Source organism: Streptomyces sp. NPDC006743, assembly GCF_040703815.1.
GTDB lineage: Bacteria > Actinomycetota > Actinomycetes > Streptomycetales > Streptomycetaceae > Streptomyces.
This window is the reverse complement of the sequence record NZ_JBEYJA010000035.1, coordinates 71366-88043: the sequence shown is the minus strand read 5'-3', so window position 1 is coordinate 88043 and position 16678 is coordinate 71366. Positions and strand designations below refer to the sequence as shown.

Sequence of the window (16678 nt, the reverse complement as noted above, 5' to 3'; positions counted from 1 at the left end):
CCACCCCCCAGGTCATCCACTCGACAGGGGGCAACAGTCATACCGGGCCCGGAGGCCAGCGGCCCTCTTGCAGGACCGCGAAGAAGATAACGGGGTGTCCGTCCCTAGGACTTCCCGCTGGTGAAGGCCTCGTAGGCCTTGAGGACCTCGTTGGTGGGGCCGTCCATGCGCAGGACCCCGCGCTCCAGCCACAGCACGCGCTCGCAGGTGTCGCGGATCGAGTTGTTGTTGTGGCTGACGAGGAAGACCGTGCCCGCCTGCTTGCGCAGTTCACGGATGCGTTCCTCCGAGCGCTTCTGGAACTTGCGGTCGCCGGTGGCCAGTGCCTCGTCGATGAGGAGGACGTCGTGGTCCTTGGCGGCGGCGATGGAGAACCGCAGCCGCGCCGCCATGCCGGAGGAGTACGTCCGCATCGGCAGCGTGATGAAGTCGCCCTTCTCGTTGATGCCCGAGAAGTCGACGATCTCCTGGTAGCGCGCCTTGACCTGCTCGCGGGACATGCCCATGGCCAGGCCGCCGAGGTGGACGTTGCGCTCGCCGGTGAGGTCGTTCATCAGGGCCGCGTTGACCCCGAGCAGGGACGGCTGGCCGTCGGTGTAGATCTTGCCGCTCTCCACCGGCAGCAGGCCCGCGATGGCCTTGAGCAGGGTGGACTTGCCGGAGCCGTTGGTGCCGATGAGGCCGATCGCCTCGCCCTTGTAGGCGACGAAGGAGGCCTTCTTCACCGCGTGCACCCGGCGCACGCCCGCGGCCTTCTCCGCCTTGCCGGGGCGCACGATGCGGTGGAGCGCGGCGGTCGCGGAGCCGCGCCCGGCGCCCGTGCCGTGCACCCGGTAGACGATGTCCACCTGGTCGGCGACGACGGTGGGGACCCTCTCGCCGGTCTGCTCAGCCACGTCCGTACCTCTCCTCGGCCTTCCAGAAGTAGACGAACCCGCCGACGCCGGCGAGCAGTGCCCAGCCCACCGCGTACGCCCACACGTGGTGCGGGAGCTGGTGGGCCTTGAAGCTGTCGATGAGCGCGAAGCGCGTCAGGTCGATGTAGACGGCGGCGGGGTTGATCTCCAGCAGCGTCTTGACGATGTGCGGCATGCTGCTGTGCTTGAGGGTCGCGTCGATGCTCCACATCACACCGGAGACGTACATCCAGGTGCGCAGCAGGAACGGCATCAGCTGGGCGATGTCCGGGGTCTTCGCGCCCATCCGGGCCACGACCATGGACACGCCCGCGTTGAAGACGAACTGGAGCACCAGCACCGGCACGGCCAGCGCCCAGGAGACGGCGGGCATCACGCCGAAGCAGAGCAGGATCACCACGAGGGCGGCCATCGAGAACAGCAGCTGCTGGAGCTGCTGGAGCGCGAAGGAGATCGGCAGCGCGGCCCGCGGGAAGTGCAGGGCCCGCACGAGGCCCAGATTGCCGGAGATCGCCCGGGTGCCCGCCATGATCGAACTCTGCGTGAAGGTCCAGATGAACACGCCGGTGACCAGGAACGGGATGTAGTCCGAGACGCCCCGGCTGGTGCCGAGCAGGACGCCGAAGATGAAGTAGTAGACCGCCGCGTTCAGCAGCGGGGTGGCGACCTGCCAGACCTGGCCCAGCTTCGCCTGGCTGTACTGGGCGGTGAGCTTGGCGGTGGCGAAGGCGGTGATGAAGTGGCGCCGCGCCCACAGTTCGCGCACGTAGGCGGGCAGGGTGGGGCGGGCGCCGCTGACGGACAGGCCGTGGCGGGCGGCGAGCGCCCCCAGGTCGTCCTCGGTCTGGGCCGGGGCGGGGGGCGGTGTGTGGAGGACCTGGCTCACATCCGCTGCTTTCGCTCGGGGGGAGGGGGCGCGGGAGGGGGCTCCGTGTCCACCACCCGTTTCCTTACGGTTCTCTTCACGTTCTCTTACGTCGGAACGGGACCGTATCGTCGCAACGTGAGCGTAGGCCCAAGTGACGTCGCAACGCAACCGTTTCGTCGTCACGCCCTATGCTGGAACCCATGACGACGAACGCCGGCGGTTCCCAGACGTCCCAGCGCCGCCGTGCCCCCGCGGGGGCGGCCGTGCTGAGGGAGGACGTGACGGAGGCGATCCGGGCCGCCGTCTTCGGGGAACTCGCGGCCGTCGGCTACGCGCGCATGTCCATCGAGGGCATCGCGCGGCGCGCGGGCGTCGGCAAGACCGCGGTGTACCGCCGCTGGCGCTCCAAGCTGCACCTGGTGCTCGACGTCGTCTCCGCGCTCGCCGTCCAGGGCCTGCCCGCACCCGACACCGGGTCCCTGGAGACGGACCTGCGCCTGCTGTACGAGGTGACCTCGCGCGCCCTGCGCCACCCCGTGGCCTCGCAGATCCTCCCCGACCTCCAGGCCGAGGCGGCCCGCAACCCCGACCTCGCCGAGGCCGTGCAGAAGGCCCTGCGCGACGGTCAGGAGGGCGTCGCCAGCAGCATCCTCGCGGCGGCCGAGGAGCGCGGCGAGGTCCGCGCCGGACTCGACCGCGATCTGGCCCTCGACCTGATCTCCGGGCCGCTGTACTGGCGCGCCGTCGTCATCCGCAGCCCGAAGCTCCCCAAGGGGTATCTGGGCGGCCTGGCCCGGGGGACGGCTCAGGCGCTCAAGGCGCTGTGACGGCCGCCGGGCGCCGGGCCGGCGCGGTCAGCCCGGGTGAGCGCGGCTCCCGGCCGTCCCGGCCGGGCAGCGGCACGTGCGGCGCCCCGGTCCACCGGGCCGGGACGGCACCGGCGCGTGGACGGCACCGGCCAGGCCGCCGGTGACGGCCGTCATGGTGTCCGTGTCGCCGCCGAGGCCGACGGCGGCGCGCACGGCGTCCGCGTAGGAACGGTGGTGCGCAGCGCCAAGACGGCGGAACCGGGGCGCGGCCGGACGGCTCCGTCGGACGGTGCGGGAAGCGGCGGGTGAAGGCCCCCTCGGGGCCGGACTCGAAGGGGGCTGCGAGGGCGTCGCCGGCGACGGAGCCGGGTGGGGCGCCCCCGCCTCCTCCGGTCCGGGCGGGGGCGGTCGTGGCGGCCGGCCGGGGAGGTCAGTGGCGGGCCGCCTCCGGGTGGTGGCGCAGCCAGCCCTCCCAGGCGGAGGTGATCATGTCGTGGACGTCGTGCTTGGCCTTCCAGCCGAGTTCGGTGGCGATGCGGTCGGCGGAGGCCACGACGCGGGCCGGGTCGCCGGGGCGGCGCGGGGTGACCGTCGGCGGGCGGTGGTGCCCGGTGACGGCGCCGATCGTGTCGATCATCTCGCGCACCGACACGCCCTCGCCGCGGCCGATGTTCAGGGTCAGTCCGAGTCCGGGCGTGGCGCGCAGCGCGCGGGCCGCGGCCACGTGGGCCTCCGCGAGGTCCACCACGTGGATGTAGTCGCGGACGCAGGTGCCGTCCGGGGTGGCGTAGTCGTCGCCGAAGATGCGCGGCGGCGCGTTCTCGGTCAGCTTCTCGAAGACCATGGGGACGAGGTTGCAGACCCCGGTGTCCGCCAGGTCCGGGGCCGCCGCGCCGGCCACGTTGAAGTAGCGCAGACAGGCCGTGGACAGGCCCGCGGCCCGGCCCGTCGCGCGGACCAGCCACTCACCGGCCAGCTTCGTCTCCCCGTACGGCGACATGGGCACGCACGGGGTCTCCTCGGTGACCAGGTCCACGTCCGGCATGCCGTAGACGGCCGCCGAGGAGGAGAACACGAAGGCGCCTACGCCGGCGGCCGTCACCGCCTCCAGCAGGACGCGCAGGCCCTCCACGTTCTCCCGGTAGTACTGCAGGGGCAGGTCCACCGACTCGCCGACCTGCTTCTTCGCCGCGAGGTGGACGACACCGGTGATCCCGTGCCCGGTGAGGGTCCGCGCCACCCGGTCGGCGTCCAGGGTGGAGCCCACCACCAGCGGGACCCCGTCGGGGACGCGCTCCGCGATGCCCGTGGACAGGTCGTCGTAGACGACGGCCTGCTCGCCCGCTTCGGTCATCGCACGGACGACGTGCGCTCCGATGTAGCCGGCGCCGCCGGTGATCAGCCAGGTCATTGCGGGCGTCTCCTCATCAGTTGGCCCAGGTGGTGCTGTGGTGCAGGTGGTGCAGGTGGTGCTCGTCAGCTGGGATGCGCGCAGGCCGTCATCCGGTTCCCCGGCCCAGCAGGCGGCGGAGCCTGCCGCGCAGGACCGTGGTCGCGCCGCGCCAGCCGGTGGCCAGGCGCAGCGCCAGGGCGCCGGAGTGCGTGGCGTAGGGCTGCACGAGCAGGACGCCGAACCGCAGACTCGGCACGACGCTGCGGCGCAGCAGCCCGGTGTCCGCCCAGGCGTGAGCGGTCACCTCGCGGCAGGTGCCGTCGGCGAACAGCACCCGCAGGCGCAGGTCCCACGTCCCGGCTCCCAGGGCCGCGAGGTCCACGACCGTGTCGGCCCGCCAGGTGTCACCGGCGTCGGGCCGCAGCGTCACGGTGGCGCGCTGCGCGACGCGGCCCGCCTCGCGGTGCAGCCACTCCACCTCCAGCGTGCGCGGCTTCGCGGCCGCGACCCTGCCGTACATCTCGTGCAGGCGCAGCCGCAGCAGGGTGGCGCCCCGCGCGCGGGGGCGCAGGGCCGCGTCCACGGTGAGCGGCAGCCGGTGCGCCGGCCGGGACAGGTAGGGCTCCAGGGTCAGCTCGGTCAGGTCGTCCGACCAGACGGGGACGCCGTCCGCGCCGCGCGCGTAGGGCGGGCACAGCCGGGCGGGCCGGGCGGCCAGTTCCTTCAGCCGGGGCAGGTCGCGCGGCTCGGGCGAGGCCAGCACGACCCGGGCGATGAGGTGGCCGGGCGCGGTCGGTTCGGCCGTCCAGTCACCGGCGTCGTACCCCTGGAGGTACGTGCGGGTGTGGGACCACCAGGCGCGGCGGTACTTCGCGTCGCGCAGGGTCAGCTCGCGCGCGTACATGCGCAGCTCGTGCTCCAGGAACTTGGCGCGGGCCGAGCGCGCCAGTTCCTTCTGCCCGGCGTTCAGCAGGATCTCGTACGCCTGCCGGTTGGCCTCGGTGCGCGCCTGCCAGTTCTCGACGTGGGCCCGGTCCAGGGAGATGGACAGCTGTTCGGCGGAGCGGCGTACGTTCCACACGTACACCTGGTCCGGGACGAAGGCCATGCGCGGTGCCGCGGCCAGGACCCGTGCGGTGAACACGATGTCCTCGTAGGGGAAGCGGCCCTCGGGGAAGCGGATGCCGTGCTCACGGAGGAAGGCGGTGCGGTACAGCTTGTTGACGCACAGCGTGTCGTGCACGATCCCGGGCTGCTGCGCGGGGTGCGCGAGGACGGTGGTGTCCGCGTACAGCTCGCCCTGCCAGGGCACCTCGCGTCCCGAGGGCAGCTCGCGGCGCACGCACAGGCCGCCGGCGACCTGCGCGTCCTCCTGGTCGGCGGTCGTGAGCAGCGCGTCGACCGCGCCCGGCGGCAGCACGTCGTCGCTGTCGAGGAACATCAGGTACGGCGACGTCACCGCGTCGATGCCGGTGTTGCGCGGGCTGCCGCAGCCGCCGCTGTTGGTCTCGCGCCGGATCACCCGCAGCCGCGGCTCGTCCTCGGCGAGGCGTCTGAGCAGTTCGTGGGTGCCGTCGGTGGAGCAGTCGTCGACGGCGACGACCTCGCGGACCATGGGGCCCTGGACGAGCGCGGAACGTACCGCGTGCGCTATGCGGTCGACATCGTTGAAGCCGATGACGACGACGCTGACGTGCGGGTTCTGCTGCGGGTGCAGGTGCATGGAGTCCACGGCCGAATATCGTAGGTGTGGTCGGTAATCTCCCGTTAAGTGGAACTCAGCGTCCCGGACGGAAGACGGTGCGGGTCCTGCTCGGGTTGTCTGCGGGGCACCACGGGTCTCGTCGAGCGCCACAGCCGGACGAACGAGACTACCGTGGCCACGGCCAGCAGGCCGTTGCGGGTCAGCATCAACACACAACCCGTCCACGTGCAGTCCGCCACCTGACTGTAGAGCGTCGGATAGGCGATCGCGCTGACCAGGCAGGCGCAGGCGATCATCGCGGCCACCGGGCGCTGGGTGGTCTGCCGTGAGGTCAGGCACACCGCGGCGAGTCCCAGCAGCCAGACCATGTACTGCGGGCTGATCACCCTGCTGGTCACGGTGAACAGCAGGACGGCGCTCAGCGCGGCGTCGCAGGGCGTGGCCGGTGTCCAGTGCCTGGCCCGCACCCGCCACAGGAGCAGCAGGGCGAGGGCCGCCGCGGACAGGGCCAGTGAGACATGCGCCACGGTGGTGACGTGCGGACCGGTGAACTCCAGCGCCCCGTACTGGTACCGCACGGCGCCCGGCCAGCCCGCGTGGGTGGCGAAGGCGAGCACCGTGCCGCCGAAGGACTCGATCTGCACGCCCCGGCCGCCCTGCTGGTGCACGAAGGCCAGCGGGTTGCGGAACGTCCCGGCGAGGACCAGGGCGCACGCGGCCCCGGTCCCGGCCGCCCAGATCCAGGCGGAGCGTGTCGTGCGCCCCCGGGGGGTGCCCAGCAGCACCAGGGCGGGCCACACCTTCACCAGCGCGCCCAGCGCGGCGAGCGTGCCGCAGGCGCGCGGCGAGCGGCGCAGCGCCAGCAGGGACAGCACGGCGAAGGCGGTGACCTGGATGTCGTAGCGGGCCAGCGGGACGTGCAGCAGCAGCGGCAGGCCCAGCGTCCAGTAGCCGGCGCCGCGCAGGCTGCGGCCCGGCCGGGTGCCCGCGCGGGCCAGGGCGAGGGCGATCACCGCGTCGGCGGCCAGGCTGAGGGCGACGAACGCCTGGAAGTACGTCAGCCAGGGAAGCAGCGCCGGCGACAGCAGGACCGGTCCGGCGCCCGGCGGGTACTGCCACAGCGTGTCGTGCGCCGGGAAGGCGCCGTGGGAGAGGACGAGGTACCAGCGGTGGTACAGCTTCCACACCTCGCGCGCCACCGCGCCCCCGCCCAGTCCGGGCAGCGTGTCGTGGGCGAGCAGCCACAGCGTCAGGGCGCGGGTGAGGAGCCAGGCGGCCGTCAGGGTGAGGAGGCGGTGTCTCGCCGAGAGGCGGATCAGGGCACGCGGCACGCTCCGGAAGGCACTCATCACGGCGGATCGTAATGCGTGCGAATGCCGTGCCCCAGCCGATACGCGGGCAAATCACCGGTAAGAAGTCGCCGAGCCCCCCTGGCCGGGCATGCCGGTACCGGTACGGGTACCCGCGTCCGTGCCCGTGCGGGCGGGTGGCGCGGGTGCCGGCGTGAGAGCAGGCGCGGGCGCGCGGTGGGTCAGCCGGGGAGGCCTGCCGCCGCCGTGTCCAGGGCCTCGGTGAGCCGGGCGAGGCGCATGTGCAGGTCCGCGGCCTCCTCGGCGGTGAGGCCGGTCGCGGTCATGATCGCGCGGGGTACCCGGGCCGCCCGCTCGCGCAGGGCGGTGCCCTCGCCGGTCAGCCGCACCTGGACCGACCGCTCGTCGCGCGCGCTGCGCTCCCGGGTCACCAGGCCCGCCGCCTCCAGGCGCTTGAGCAGCGGGGAGAGGGTCCCGGAGTCCAGGCGCAGGCGCTCGCCCAGCCGTTTGACGGGGGTGTCGCCCTGCTCCCACAGCACCAGCATCACCAGGTACTGCGGGTAGGTGAGGTTCAGTTCCTTGAGGAGGCCGCGGTAGACGCCGGTGAAGGCGCGCGAGGCGGCGTGCAGCGCGAAGCAGACCTGGTGGTCCAGGTGGAGCCACTCCTCGTCGGGGGCGGGGGTCCGCGGTGCCTCGGTCGTCATGCGCCCAGGGTACCTCGGGCGTCATTCAGTTGTGCACAACTTAATTGTGTGATCTACTCATGGTCGTCCGCACCGGGCGCCCCAGGCACCCGCGGACGGCATCACGCTCCTCGACGCAACGACAGGGATGGTTCTCCATGGACGCGCTCTACACCGCCGTAGCCACCGCCACCCACGGCCGTGACGGCCGCGCCTTCAGCTCCGACGGCAAGCTGGACGTGCAGCTCGCCCCGCCCGCCGAACTCGGCGGCGACGGGCAGGGCACCAACCCCGAGCAGCTCTTCGCCGCGGGGTACGCGGCCTGCTTCGCCAGCGCCCTCGCCCTCGTCGGCCGCAAGGCCAAGGCGGACGTGAGCGACGCCGCCGTCACCGGCGAGGTCGGCCTCAGCAAGCAGGGGGAGGGCTTCGCCCTCGCGGTCACCCTGCGCATCGAGCTGCCCGACACCGTGGACGCGGCCACCGGCCGCGAGCTGGTCGAGCAGGCCCACCAGGTCTGCCCCTACTCCAACGCCACCCGCGGCAACATCCCGGTCGAACTCGTCATCGAGTGACGGTCCCCTCCGGGCTGCGCTCCTCGCCGGCCGCGCTGCGTGTACGGGGCCCCGGGATGCCCGCCGCCGGCCGGCGCGCCCCCGGGAGCGGCGCGTCCAGCAGCAGCGGCAGCCCCAGCACCGGCAGCAGCCAGGCCAGCACGATCAGCCGCTCGCCCCACACGGTGATGTCGGGGTGCGCCGCCTGGTTGAGGAACCCGGTGCACGCGGCCGCCACGACGAACGCGCCGAACGCCCGCTCCCGCCCGGGACCGGCACCCCGGCGGGCTCCGAGGGCACCCCAGGCACCGGCGGCGAGCAGCGCCGCGAACAGCGGCTGCCACAGCTGACGGCGCAGCCACTCCCGCCAGAAGCTCAGCTCCAGGTGCAGCAGCTCGGACCACGGACGGGCCCGGTCCGGCCGGGCGTAGTGGCCGGTGAGCAGGTCCTGGAGGCTGTCGTACTCGGACGGGTAGTGCAGCGCCCGCGCCACCAGCAGGGTGCCGGCGACCGCGCAGCACGCCACCGCGGTGACCGCCGTGACCGCACGCCGGGCCGGTCCGGGCCGTGCCCGCCGGCGCAGGGCGGTCAGCGCGCCCGCGGCGGCCAGGCACAGCGCGAGGAACAGCGCCTGGGAGTGCTTCACCGTGAACAGCGCGAGCAGGGCGCCCGCCACCACGGCGGGCCCCAGCCGGGCGCGCCCGTCCAGAGCCAGGGCGCAGCCCCACAGCGCCGCCAGGGTCAGCGCCGTCATCAGGCCCTCGGTCATCGGCCGCATGGCGGTGGTGCCGCACGGCAGGACGTAGTACAGGGCCTGGCCGGTCAGCGCCAGGGGCACCGGCACCCGGCGGCGGCGCAGCAGCAGGTACACGAGGACGCCGCCCGCCACCGTCACGGTCACGCCCGCCGCCCACAGGCCCCAGGTCGCCCCGAGGACGGTGACGAAGGGGACCAGGAACACCGGGTAGCCGGGGCGCACCTCGAAGATCCGCATGAAGCGCACCGGCATGAACGGCAGGGTGTGGCCGCCCCTCTGCCCGGCCCGCAGCCGCGCGTCCACGGTGCGCCACAGCCCGTCCCGGCACTCCTTCGCCACCCGGGCGTCCGGGCTCGGCGCGCGGAAGCGCAGCACGTCCACAGCGTGCTCGCGGCGGGCGCGGGCGGCCCGGCCCGCACAGGCGTAGTCGATCGTGACGGCCGCCGTCTCCCGCTTGTCCGCGCCGCCGAGGCTCAGGGCGTAGGACAGGTAGTTCTTGGTGTCGGGCGTGTCCCGGCCGGTGACGGTGCCGAGCTGGAGCAGCGCGAACACCACGGCGAACAGCAGGACCCAGCCGCGTGGCCCGCGCAGCCGGGCCGCGGCCTCCCGCGCCCGGGTGCGTGTCCTCATGACGGGGCGAGCCGGCCGTGGCCGGAGAGCTGGGCGGGTACCTGGGCGGCGGCCGGCGCGGACGCGGCGACCGGGCCGGAGACGGCGGGTCCGGGCGGGGTCCAGTCCCGCTCGCCGAGCATCAGCGTGCGCACCACGCGTTCCGCCGCCCACCCGTCGTCGAACGCGCAGTAGCGGGCCCGGAAGGCCGCTCGCAGACGCGCCGACTCCGCGTCCCGCCAGCTCCCCGACGCCAGCAGCCACGCCAGTTCCCGGTAGGAGCGCGCCACGTGGCCCGGCGGTTCGGCGGTGATGTCGACGTACAGGCCCCGGCTCGCGGTGTACGCGCCGAGGTCGTCGGCGTGCAGCACGATCGGCCGGTCCAGGGCGGCGTAGTCGAACATCAAGGTGGAATAGTCGGTGACCAGGACGTCGGAGGCGAGCATCACCTCCTCGACGAACGGTTCGTCCGTCGCGTCCACGAGCACACCGCGCCGGTGCAGCTCGGCCAGGCCCAGGCCGCGCGCGGGGCCGTTCGCCAGCGACGGGTGCAGCCGGACGACGAGGGTGTGCCCCTCGCCCAGGTCCGCGGCGAGCCGCGCCGCCTCGAAGCGTTCGGCGTACCCGCCGCGCCGGTACTCACGCGGCGTCGGCGCGTACAGCACCACCGTGTGGTCCGCCGGGATGCCGAGCCGGGCACGCACCGCGGCCCCCGGCTCACCGCCCTGCCCCGCACGGGCCCGCACGAGGACGTCGTTGCGCGGGCTCCCGGTGCGCGCGGAGGCGAAACGGCACGGGTAGGCCCGCTCCCAGACCAGCTCGGAGTGGAGGTTGGCGACCAGGCTGTGGTCCCAGCGGTCGGCGCGGCGCAGCATGCCCGGGACGTCCAGGCCGAGCCGGGCGCCCGGCTTGGCCAGCAGGTCGGCGCCCATGAACTTCAGCGGGGTCCCCTGATGGGTGTGGATGTGGACGCTGCCGGGGCGCTTGGCGGGCACGTCGGGCCAGTTGACGTTGTTCACGAAGTACGCCGCCCGCGCCGCGAGTTCGCGGAAGCGCAGGGTGCCGGGCAGCACGTACTCGACGCCGGGCGGCAGCAGTCCGGACCGCCGCGCCTGCTCCGCGTCGCGCACCACCCACACCCCGCGCAGGTGCGGGGCGATCTCCTGCGCCCTGCGGTGCACGGCCGCCGGATCACCGAGCACCCCGCGGTGCGAGAACGCCGAGTACAGGACGAGGTTCTCGTCCAGCGGCCGGCGGGTGTGCAGCGCGGCCCAGCCGCCCTTCACCCCGCGCGCCGCCACCCGGCGGCCCTGCCGCGCCCGCCGGCCCAGCTCCCGTCCCGCCCGCGCGGCCTGCCGCCGCAGCCGGTAGGCGGCCCAGCTGCCCTCCAGCGCGGCGACCGATCCGTCCACGGCCGTGTCCGCGGGCCGGTGCGCCTGGAACAGTTCGGCCGTCCGGCGGAAGAACTCGGCCTTGTCCGCGGGCGGCAGCCGGTCCGGCTTGGCCAGGATGTCCAGGCAGTGCTCGCCCATCTTGCGGTGCAGGTACGGCCGCCAGGACGCCAGCTCCGGGTGCGCGTCCACGTACGCGAAGACCCGCTCGTACTGGTCGTGGACGTCGAAGTGCCTGCGGCTGGTGGTGGACAGGATGTTGCCCTGCCGGCGCTGCCGGTACAGCAGGCAGATCCGGTCCAGCACGGCGATCCGGCCGGCGGTGAGCAGGACCGGGAAGGTCCAGGGGGTGTCCTCGTAGTAGCCGGGCGGGAAGGCGAAGCCGTGCGCCTCGACGAAGTCGCGCCGGTACAGCTTGTTCCACACCACCATGAGCAGGTCCAGGATCTCGGGCCGCTCGGCCGCCGTGAACGTCCCCTCGCCCGCCTCGGCCAGGACCCTCGCCAGGGCGTTGCGCCGTGTCCCGCCCCACCAGTAGGCGCGCGCGTAGTCGAAGACCAGCACGTCGGGGTCGCGGGTCTCGGCCAGCCGGTCGGCCATGGCGCGCAGCGCGCCCGGAGTGAGGGTGTCGTCGCTGTCGAGGAAGAAGAGGAAGTCGCCGGTGGCCGACGGCATCCCGGCGTTGCGGGCGCGGCCGAGCCCGACGTTCTCCGGCAGGTGCAGCACACGCACGCGCGGGTCGCGCTCGGCGTACTCGTCGAGGATCGCGCCCGAGCCGTCGGGGGAGCTGTCGTCGACGGCGATCACCTCGATGTCCCGGAAGGACTGCCCGAGGACGGAGTCGAGGCACTCGCGCAGGAAGCCCTGCACGTTGAAGCAGGGAACGATGACGCTGAAGCGGGGCACTGCTCTCGTCAGCTCCTCACGAAGGGGGCGGCGGACCGTACGGCGGGCACGCCGGTCCTGGTGAAGGGCACGGCGGCCGGGGCCGGGACACGGGCGGCGAGCGGGATCACCGGCGGCAGCGCCGCCTCGGGCTCACCGAGGAAGACCCGGCGCACGACGCGTTCGGCGGCCCGGCCGTCGTCGAACTGGCAGAACCGCTCCCGGAACACCGCCCGCAGTGCCGCCGACCGGGCCCCCGCGAACGAGCCGTCGCGGAAGAGGGCCGCCAGTTCCCCGGGCGTGTGCGCCACCGGGCCCGGCGGGCTCGCGAGCAGGTCGAAGCAGACGCCCCGCGTCATGCGGTACACGTCCCAGTCGTCGGCGTACACGACGATCGGGCGGTCCAGGTTGGCGTAGTCGAACATGATCGACGAGTAGTCGGTGATCAGCGCGTCGGCGGCCAGGCACACCTCCTCGGTGGAGCGGTGCGCGGTCACGTCGATGACCCGCCCGCTGCCGGCGCGGCCGCCCCGGTCGTAGAAGTAGTGGGCGCGCAGCAGTACGACGACGTCGTCGCCGGCCGCGGCGCAGAACTCCTCCAGATCCAGGCCGGGTTCGAAACCGGTGTGGTGGTCGCGGTGGGTGGGGGCGTACAGGACGGCCGTCGCCCCCTCGGGCACGCCCAGCGCGCGGCGGACGCGGGCCACGTCCTCGGCACCGGCCGTCAGCAGGAGGTCGTTGCGCGGATAGCCGTACTCCAGGGTCTCGTACGTGCCGGGGAAGGCCCGCTCCCACACCTCGGTGGAGTGCCGGTTGGAGGAGAGGTTGTGGTCCCAGCGGTCCACGCGCCGCAGCAGCCCGGTGAAACTGCCCGACTGCGCCGCGACGACCGGGTACGTCGACTGGTCGCAGCCCATCGTCTTCAGCGGGGTGCCGTGCTGGGTCTGCACGTGCACGCTGCCGGGCCGTTTGACGACGGCGTCGGCGAAGTTGGCGTTGTTCACCAGGTACTTGGCGCGGGCCAGCACCTTCCAGGCGCGGGGGCTGCCGATCAGCGCGTGGTCGACGCCCTCGGGCACGGTGTGTTCCTGCCCGGGCTCGACGAGGAACACCGCGCGCAGGTGCGGGGCGAGTTCCAGGGCCCTGGCGTGCAGGGCGGCCGGGTTGCAGGCGTAGCCGCGGCCCCAGTACGCGCAGTACACGACGAGGTCGTCGTCGAGCGGCCGGCGCAGGTGCCACCGGTAGGCGAGGCGCGTGCGCACGGCGCGCAGACCGGACGCGGCGCCGGCGCCCGCCCGTGCGGCCCGCCCGGCGGCCCTGGCGGCGGCACCGCGCACGCGGAAGACCGGGTGGGTCAGGGGCGCGGGCAGCCGGGGCGGCAGACCGGGGTGGCCGGCGGGCGGGCGGAACCCGGCCGGGCGGTGGTCGCGGTCCAGCAGACGGGCCCGGTCGAAGAAGGCGCGGCGGCGGCCCGCGGGCACCCGCGCCGGGTGCCGGGCCGTCTCCGTCACGACCTCCATGACCTGTGCGAACAGCGCCGCGAACCGTTCCCCGGACAGGCCCTGTTCCCTGGCCCGGACGAGCACCCGTTCCGACTGGTCGAGGAGGTCGAACTGGTGCTCGCCCGGGAGTTCGAGCCGGCTGCCCTGCCGGCGCAGCAGATGCCGCACGACGACCCGGCGCAGGACCGCGATCCGCTCGGCGGCCAGCACGACCTGGCCGCCCCAGGCGAGGTCGGTGTGGTGCCCGGGCGGGAAGGCGAGCCGGTGGCCGCTCACGAAGGCACGGCGGTAGGCGGCGCTCCACGCGGGCAGCCGGACACCGGTCAGCCGGGGGGCGCCGGCGGGCGCGAAGGCGTGTTCGGGCAGCGGGTCGGGAAGACCGGCGGGCAGGCCGCCGGGAAGGGCCCCGGGCGGGTCCACGGGCCGGGGCAGCCCCTCCCACCAGGGCGTCCGCTCGTGCTCGAAGTACAGCGCGTCGACGTCGCCGGTCTGCGCCAGACGCCCGGCCAGCGCGCTCAGCGCACCCGGCGCGAGCACGTCGTCGCCGTCCAGGAACAGCAGGTAGGCGCCGGTCGCGGCGGCCGTCCCCGCGTTGCGCGCGCCGCCCAGCCCGGCGGACGGCGGCGAGTGCACCGGCCGCACCCGTGAATCCCGCCGGGCGTGCGCGGCGGCCACGTCGGCGGCCGGGGCGCCGGGTCCGTCGCAGACCGGGATCAGCTCGAAGTCGCCGTAGGACTGGGCGAGGACGGAGTCCAGCGCCAGGGACAGCCGGCCCGCCACACCGTGGGACGGGACGATGATGCTGAAGCGCGGCATGCGGCTCTTCCTTCGGGGGCTCTTGGTCGGTGACTCGGGTCGCGGCCGGTGACCGCGGACTCTCGTCGGGGGCTCTCGCCGGTCAGTGCTTCTCGGTGACGCTCTGCGGACCCGCGGGCGGGGGCACGGTGGCCAGCCGGGAAGGGGCCTGGGCCGTGGCGGCCCGCGACGGCACCGGGCGGCGCTCGGCGAGCGGCACGACGGGCGGCAGCCCGGACGCCTCGTCCCGCTGGCCGAGCACCACGTGGCGCACCACCCGTTCGGCGGCGCGCCCGTCGTCGTGGGGGCAGAACCGCTCGCGGAAGGCGGCCCGCGACCGGGCGGGGCCGGAGCCGCGCCAGTGGCCGCCGGTGAGGATGCCGACCAGTTCGTCCGGGGTGCGGGCGACGGCGCCGGGCGGGTGGGCGCGGACGTCGAAGTAGGTACCGCGGGCCGCCTCGTACGCCTCCCAGTCGTCGGCGTACACGACGATCGGGCGGTTCAGGACGGCATAGTCGAACATGATCGACGAGTAGTCGGTGAGCAGGACGTCGGAGGCCAGGCACAGGGACTCGACGCTCGGGTGCGCGCTGACGTCGATGACCCGGCCGCCCGGCGCGGCAGCGCCCTGGCCCGGTGCGTCCGGTGCGTGCGTGGCGGGGCCGTCCGGAACGGGACCGTCGTGCGCGGGGGTGAGCGGGCCGTCCTGGAAGTAGTGGGCGCGGGCCAGGACGACGAAGCGGGGGCCGAGCCGCCGGGCGAGGCGCTCCAGGTCCAGAGCGGGGCGCTGGGTGCGGCGGTAGTCGCGGTGGGTCGGCGCGTACAGCAGCGCGACCGCGTCGTCCGGGACACCCAGCGACGCGCGCAGCGCCGCCACGTCCTGCTCGGTCGCCCGCTGGAAGACGTCGTTGCGCGGGTAGCCGTACTCCAGCGTGGTGTAGCGGCCGGGGTAGACGCGTTCCCAGGTCAGGGTGGTGTGCCGGTTGGCCGACAGGACGTAGTCCCACTTGTCGACGCCCCGCAGCAGTTGCGCGAAGTCCATGCCGCGGGCCGCCGCGGGCCGCTCCTGGAGGTCCAGGCCCATGTGCTTGAGCGGCGTGCCGTGCTGGGTCTGCACGAACACCTGGCCGCGCCGCTTGACCAGCCGGCGGTCGAAGTTGACGTTGTTCACCAGGTACTTGGAGCGGGCCAGCGCCGTCCAGTAGGCCGCCGTGCCCCAGGTCAGCGGACGGGTGCCGGGGGGAAGGGTGCCGTGGTGGCCCGGGCGGGCGGCCCACGCCGTGCGGATGTGCGGCGCGAACTCACGGAACGCCGCCTCCAGCGCGCCCGGGTTGCAGCCGTGCCCGCGCCCCCAGTACGCGGCGAACACCGCCCGGTCCTCGCGCAGCGGCAGGCACAGCTGGATCCGGTAGTGCACCCGGAGCAGGACGGCCCGCAGCGCCAGCAGCGCGGTGAGTACGGTCTTGGCGGCCCGGCGGCGCAGGGTCATCGCCAGCCGCAGCAGGCGGAACGTGCGGTGCAGGCCGAGCCGGACCAGGGCGTGCCGCAGCCGGGGGCGCGGACCCGGCCGGGCGCCCGGGCAGCGGTAGCGGCGGTAGTACGTGCGGGCCCGGCGCAGGAACTCGGCGCGGCAGCCGCGCGGCAGCCGGCCGGGGCGGGTGAAGACGGTGGTGAAGTGGTCGATCATGCGGCGGAACAGCACCGGACGCCAGCAGGCCAGTTCGGGCCGCCGGTCCAGGAACGCGAACACCCGGTCGTACTGCGCGAAGACGTCGAAGTGCCGGCGGCTGGTGGTGCCCAGGATGCTGCCCCGCCGGCGCTGCCGGTAGTGCACGCACACCCGGTCCAGGGTGGCGATCGATCCGGCCGCCAGCAGCGCCGGGTACGTCCAGGGCGTGTCCTCGTAGTAGCCGTCCGGGAAGGCGAGGCCCTCGCGCCGCACGAAGTCCCGGCGGTAGGCCTTGTTCCAGGCCACCATCAGCACCCTGAGCAGCCCGGGGCGGTCGGCCAGCCGGAAGGGGGCCGGGCCGTCCTGGCGCAGTGGGCCGGTGACGTCGTCGCGGACGGCCCGGCCGGTCCAGTCGGTGCGGGCGAAGCCGTAGACCAGGAGGTCCGGGTCGCCGGTCTCCTTCAGCCGGGCGGCGATCGCCCACAGCGCGTCCGGGGTGAGGGTGTCGTCGCTGTCCAGGAAGAGCAGGTACTCGCCACTGGCCTGCGCCATCCCGGCGTTGCGGGCGGCGCCCAGACCCCGGTTCTCGCTCAGGTGGACGGCGCGCACGCGCGGGTCGCGGGCCGCGAACTCGTCGATGATCTCCCCGCAGGCGTCCGGTGAGCAGTCGTCGACGGCCACCAGTTCGAGGTCCATGAAGGACTGGGTGAGCACCGACTCCAGGCACTCGTGCAGATACGCCTGAACGCGGTACACGGGGACGATGACACTGAACCTGGGCAACGGGGCATCCAAGGGTCGCGCGGGCGGTCGGTGCTGCCGTGCCCGGAAACG

13 protein-coding genes are annotated in these 16678 nt (G+C 74.1%); 2 read left to right on the top strand and 11 right to left on the bottom strand.

Going from position 1 to position 16678, the window contains the following annotated elements:
* Positions 1 to 104: 104 nt before the first annotated feature.
* Positions 105 to 896, bottom strand: coding sequence for an ABC transporter ATP-binding protein (locus tag ABZ719_RS25500; RefSeq protein WP_366727494.1), 792 nt, complete (start codon positions 894 to 896; stop codon positions 105 to 107).
* Positions 889 to 1803, bottom strand: coding sequence for an ABC transporter permease (locus tag ABZ719_RS25495; RefSeq protein ID WP_366727493.1), 915 nt, complete (start codon positions 1801 to 1803; stop codon positions 889 to 891). Before ABZ719_RS25495 ends, ABZ719_RS25500 begins: the two co-directional genes overlap by 8 nt.
* Positions 1804 to 1973: 170 nt before the next feature.
* Between ABZ719_RS25495 and ABZ719_RS25490 the strand changes: the two genes are divergently transcribed.
* Positions 1974 to 2612: a TetR/AcrR family transcriptional regulator gene (locus ABZ719_RS25490; protein ID WP_366727492.1), complete on the top strand. Its 639-nt coding sequence runs from the start codon at positions 1974 to 1976 to the stop codon at positions 2610 to 2612.
* A 27-nt stretch (positions 2613 to 2639) separates the two neighbouring features.
* Here the strand turns inward: ABZ719_RS25490 and ABZ719_RS25485 are convergent, their stop codons facing one another.
* From ABZ719_RS25485 to ABZ719_RS25465, 5 genes are all read right to left on the bottom strand, one after another.
* Positions 2640 to 2807 carry a hypothetical protein gene (locus ABZ719_RS25485; RefSeq protein WP_366727491.1) on the bottom strand — a complete coding sequence of 56 codons (168 nt, stop codon included), beginning with the start codon at positions 2805 to 2807 and terminating at the stop codon, positions 2640 to 2642.
* A gap of 217 nt (positions 2808 to 3024) precedes the next feature.
* The gene (gene galE / locus ABZ719_RS25480; RefSeq protein WP_366727490.1) at positions 3025 to 4005 is read right to left on the bottom strand and encodes a UDP-glucose 4-epimerase GalE; all 981 of its coding nucleotides are present in this window, start codon (positions 4003 to 4005) and stop codon (positions 3025 to 3027) included.
* An 88-nt stretch (positions 4006 to 4093) separates the two neighbouring features.
* The gene (locus ABZ719_RS25475) at positions 4094 to 5710 is read right to left on the bottom strand and encodes a glycosyltransferase family 2 protein (RefSeq protein ID WP_366727499.1); all 1617 of its coding nucleotides are present in this window, start codon (positions 5708 to 5710) and stop codon (positions 4094 to 4096) included.
* Positions 5711 to 5754: 44 nt separating this feature from the next.
* Positions 5755 to 7041 (bottom strand): glycosyltransferase family 87 protein, encoded by a 1287-nt coding sequence (locus ABZ719_RS25470; RefSeq protein WP_366727489.1) that lies wholly within the window; start codon positions 7039 to 7041, stop codon positions 5755 to 5757.
* Positions 7042 to 7223: 182 nt separating this feature from the next.
* Entirely contained in the window at positions 7224 to 7706 is a 483-nt protein-coding gene (locus ABZ719_RS25465; RefSeq protein WP_366727488.1) for a MarR family transcriptional regulator, read from the bottom strand.
* A 137-nt stretch (positions 7707 to 7843) separates the two neighbouring features.
* Between ABZ719_RS25465 and ABZ719_RS25460 the strand changes: the two genes are divergently transcribed.
* Complete coding sequence (locus ABZ719_RS25460) at positions 7844 to 8257, top strand: organic hydroperoxide resistance protein (protein WP_037862593.1); 414 nt, start codon at positions 7844 to 7846, stop codon at positions 8255 to 8257.
* Here the strand turns inward: ABZ719_RS25460 and ABZ719_RS25455 are convergent.
* The 4 genes from ABZ719_RS25455 to ABZ719_RS25440 form a co-directional block, all read right to left on the bottom strand.
* Complete coding sequence (locus tag ABZ719_RS25455; RefSeq protein ID WP_366727487.1) at positions 8247 to 9623, bottom strand: hypothetical protein; 1377 nt, start codon at positions 9621 to 9623, stop codon at positions 8247 to 8249. The two genes, ABZ719_RS25460 and ABZ719_RS25455, sit on opposite strands and share 11 nt — an antisense overlap.
* Positions 9620 to 11899 (bottom strand): CDP-glycerol glycerophosphotransferase family protein, encoded by a 2280-nt coding sequence (locus ABZ719_RS25450; RefSeq protein WP_366727486.1) that lies wholly within the window; start codon positions 11897 to 11899, stop codon positions 9620 to 9622. Before ABZ719_RS25450 ends, ABZ719_RS25455 begins: the two co-directional genes overlap by 4 nt.
* An 8-nt stretch (positions 11900 to 11907) precedes the next feature.
* Entirely contained in the window at positions 11908 to 14196 is a 2289-nt protein-coding gene (locus ABZ719_RS25445; RefSeq protein WP_366727485.1) for a CDP-glycerol glycerophosphotransferase family protein, read from the bottom strand.
* A gap of 82 nt (positions 14197 to 14278) precedes the next feature.
* Positions 14279 to 16627 carry a bifunctional glycosyltransferase family 2 protein/CDP-glycerol:glycerophosphate glycerophosphotransferase gene (locus tag ABZ719_RS25440; RefSeq protein WP_366727484.1) on the bottom strand — a complete coding sequence of 783 codons (2349 nt, stop codon included), beginning with the start codon at positions 16625 to 16627 and terminating at the stop codon, positions 14279 to 14281.
* Positions 16628 to 16678: the final 51 nt, after the last annotated feature.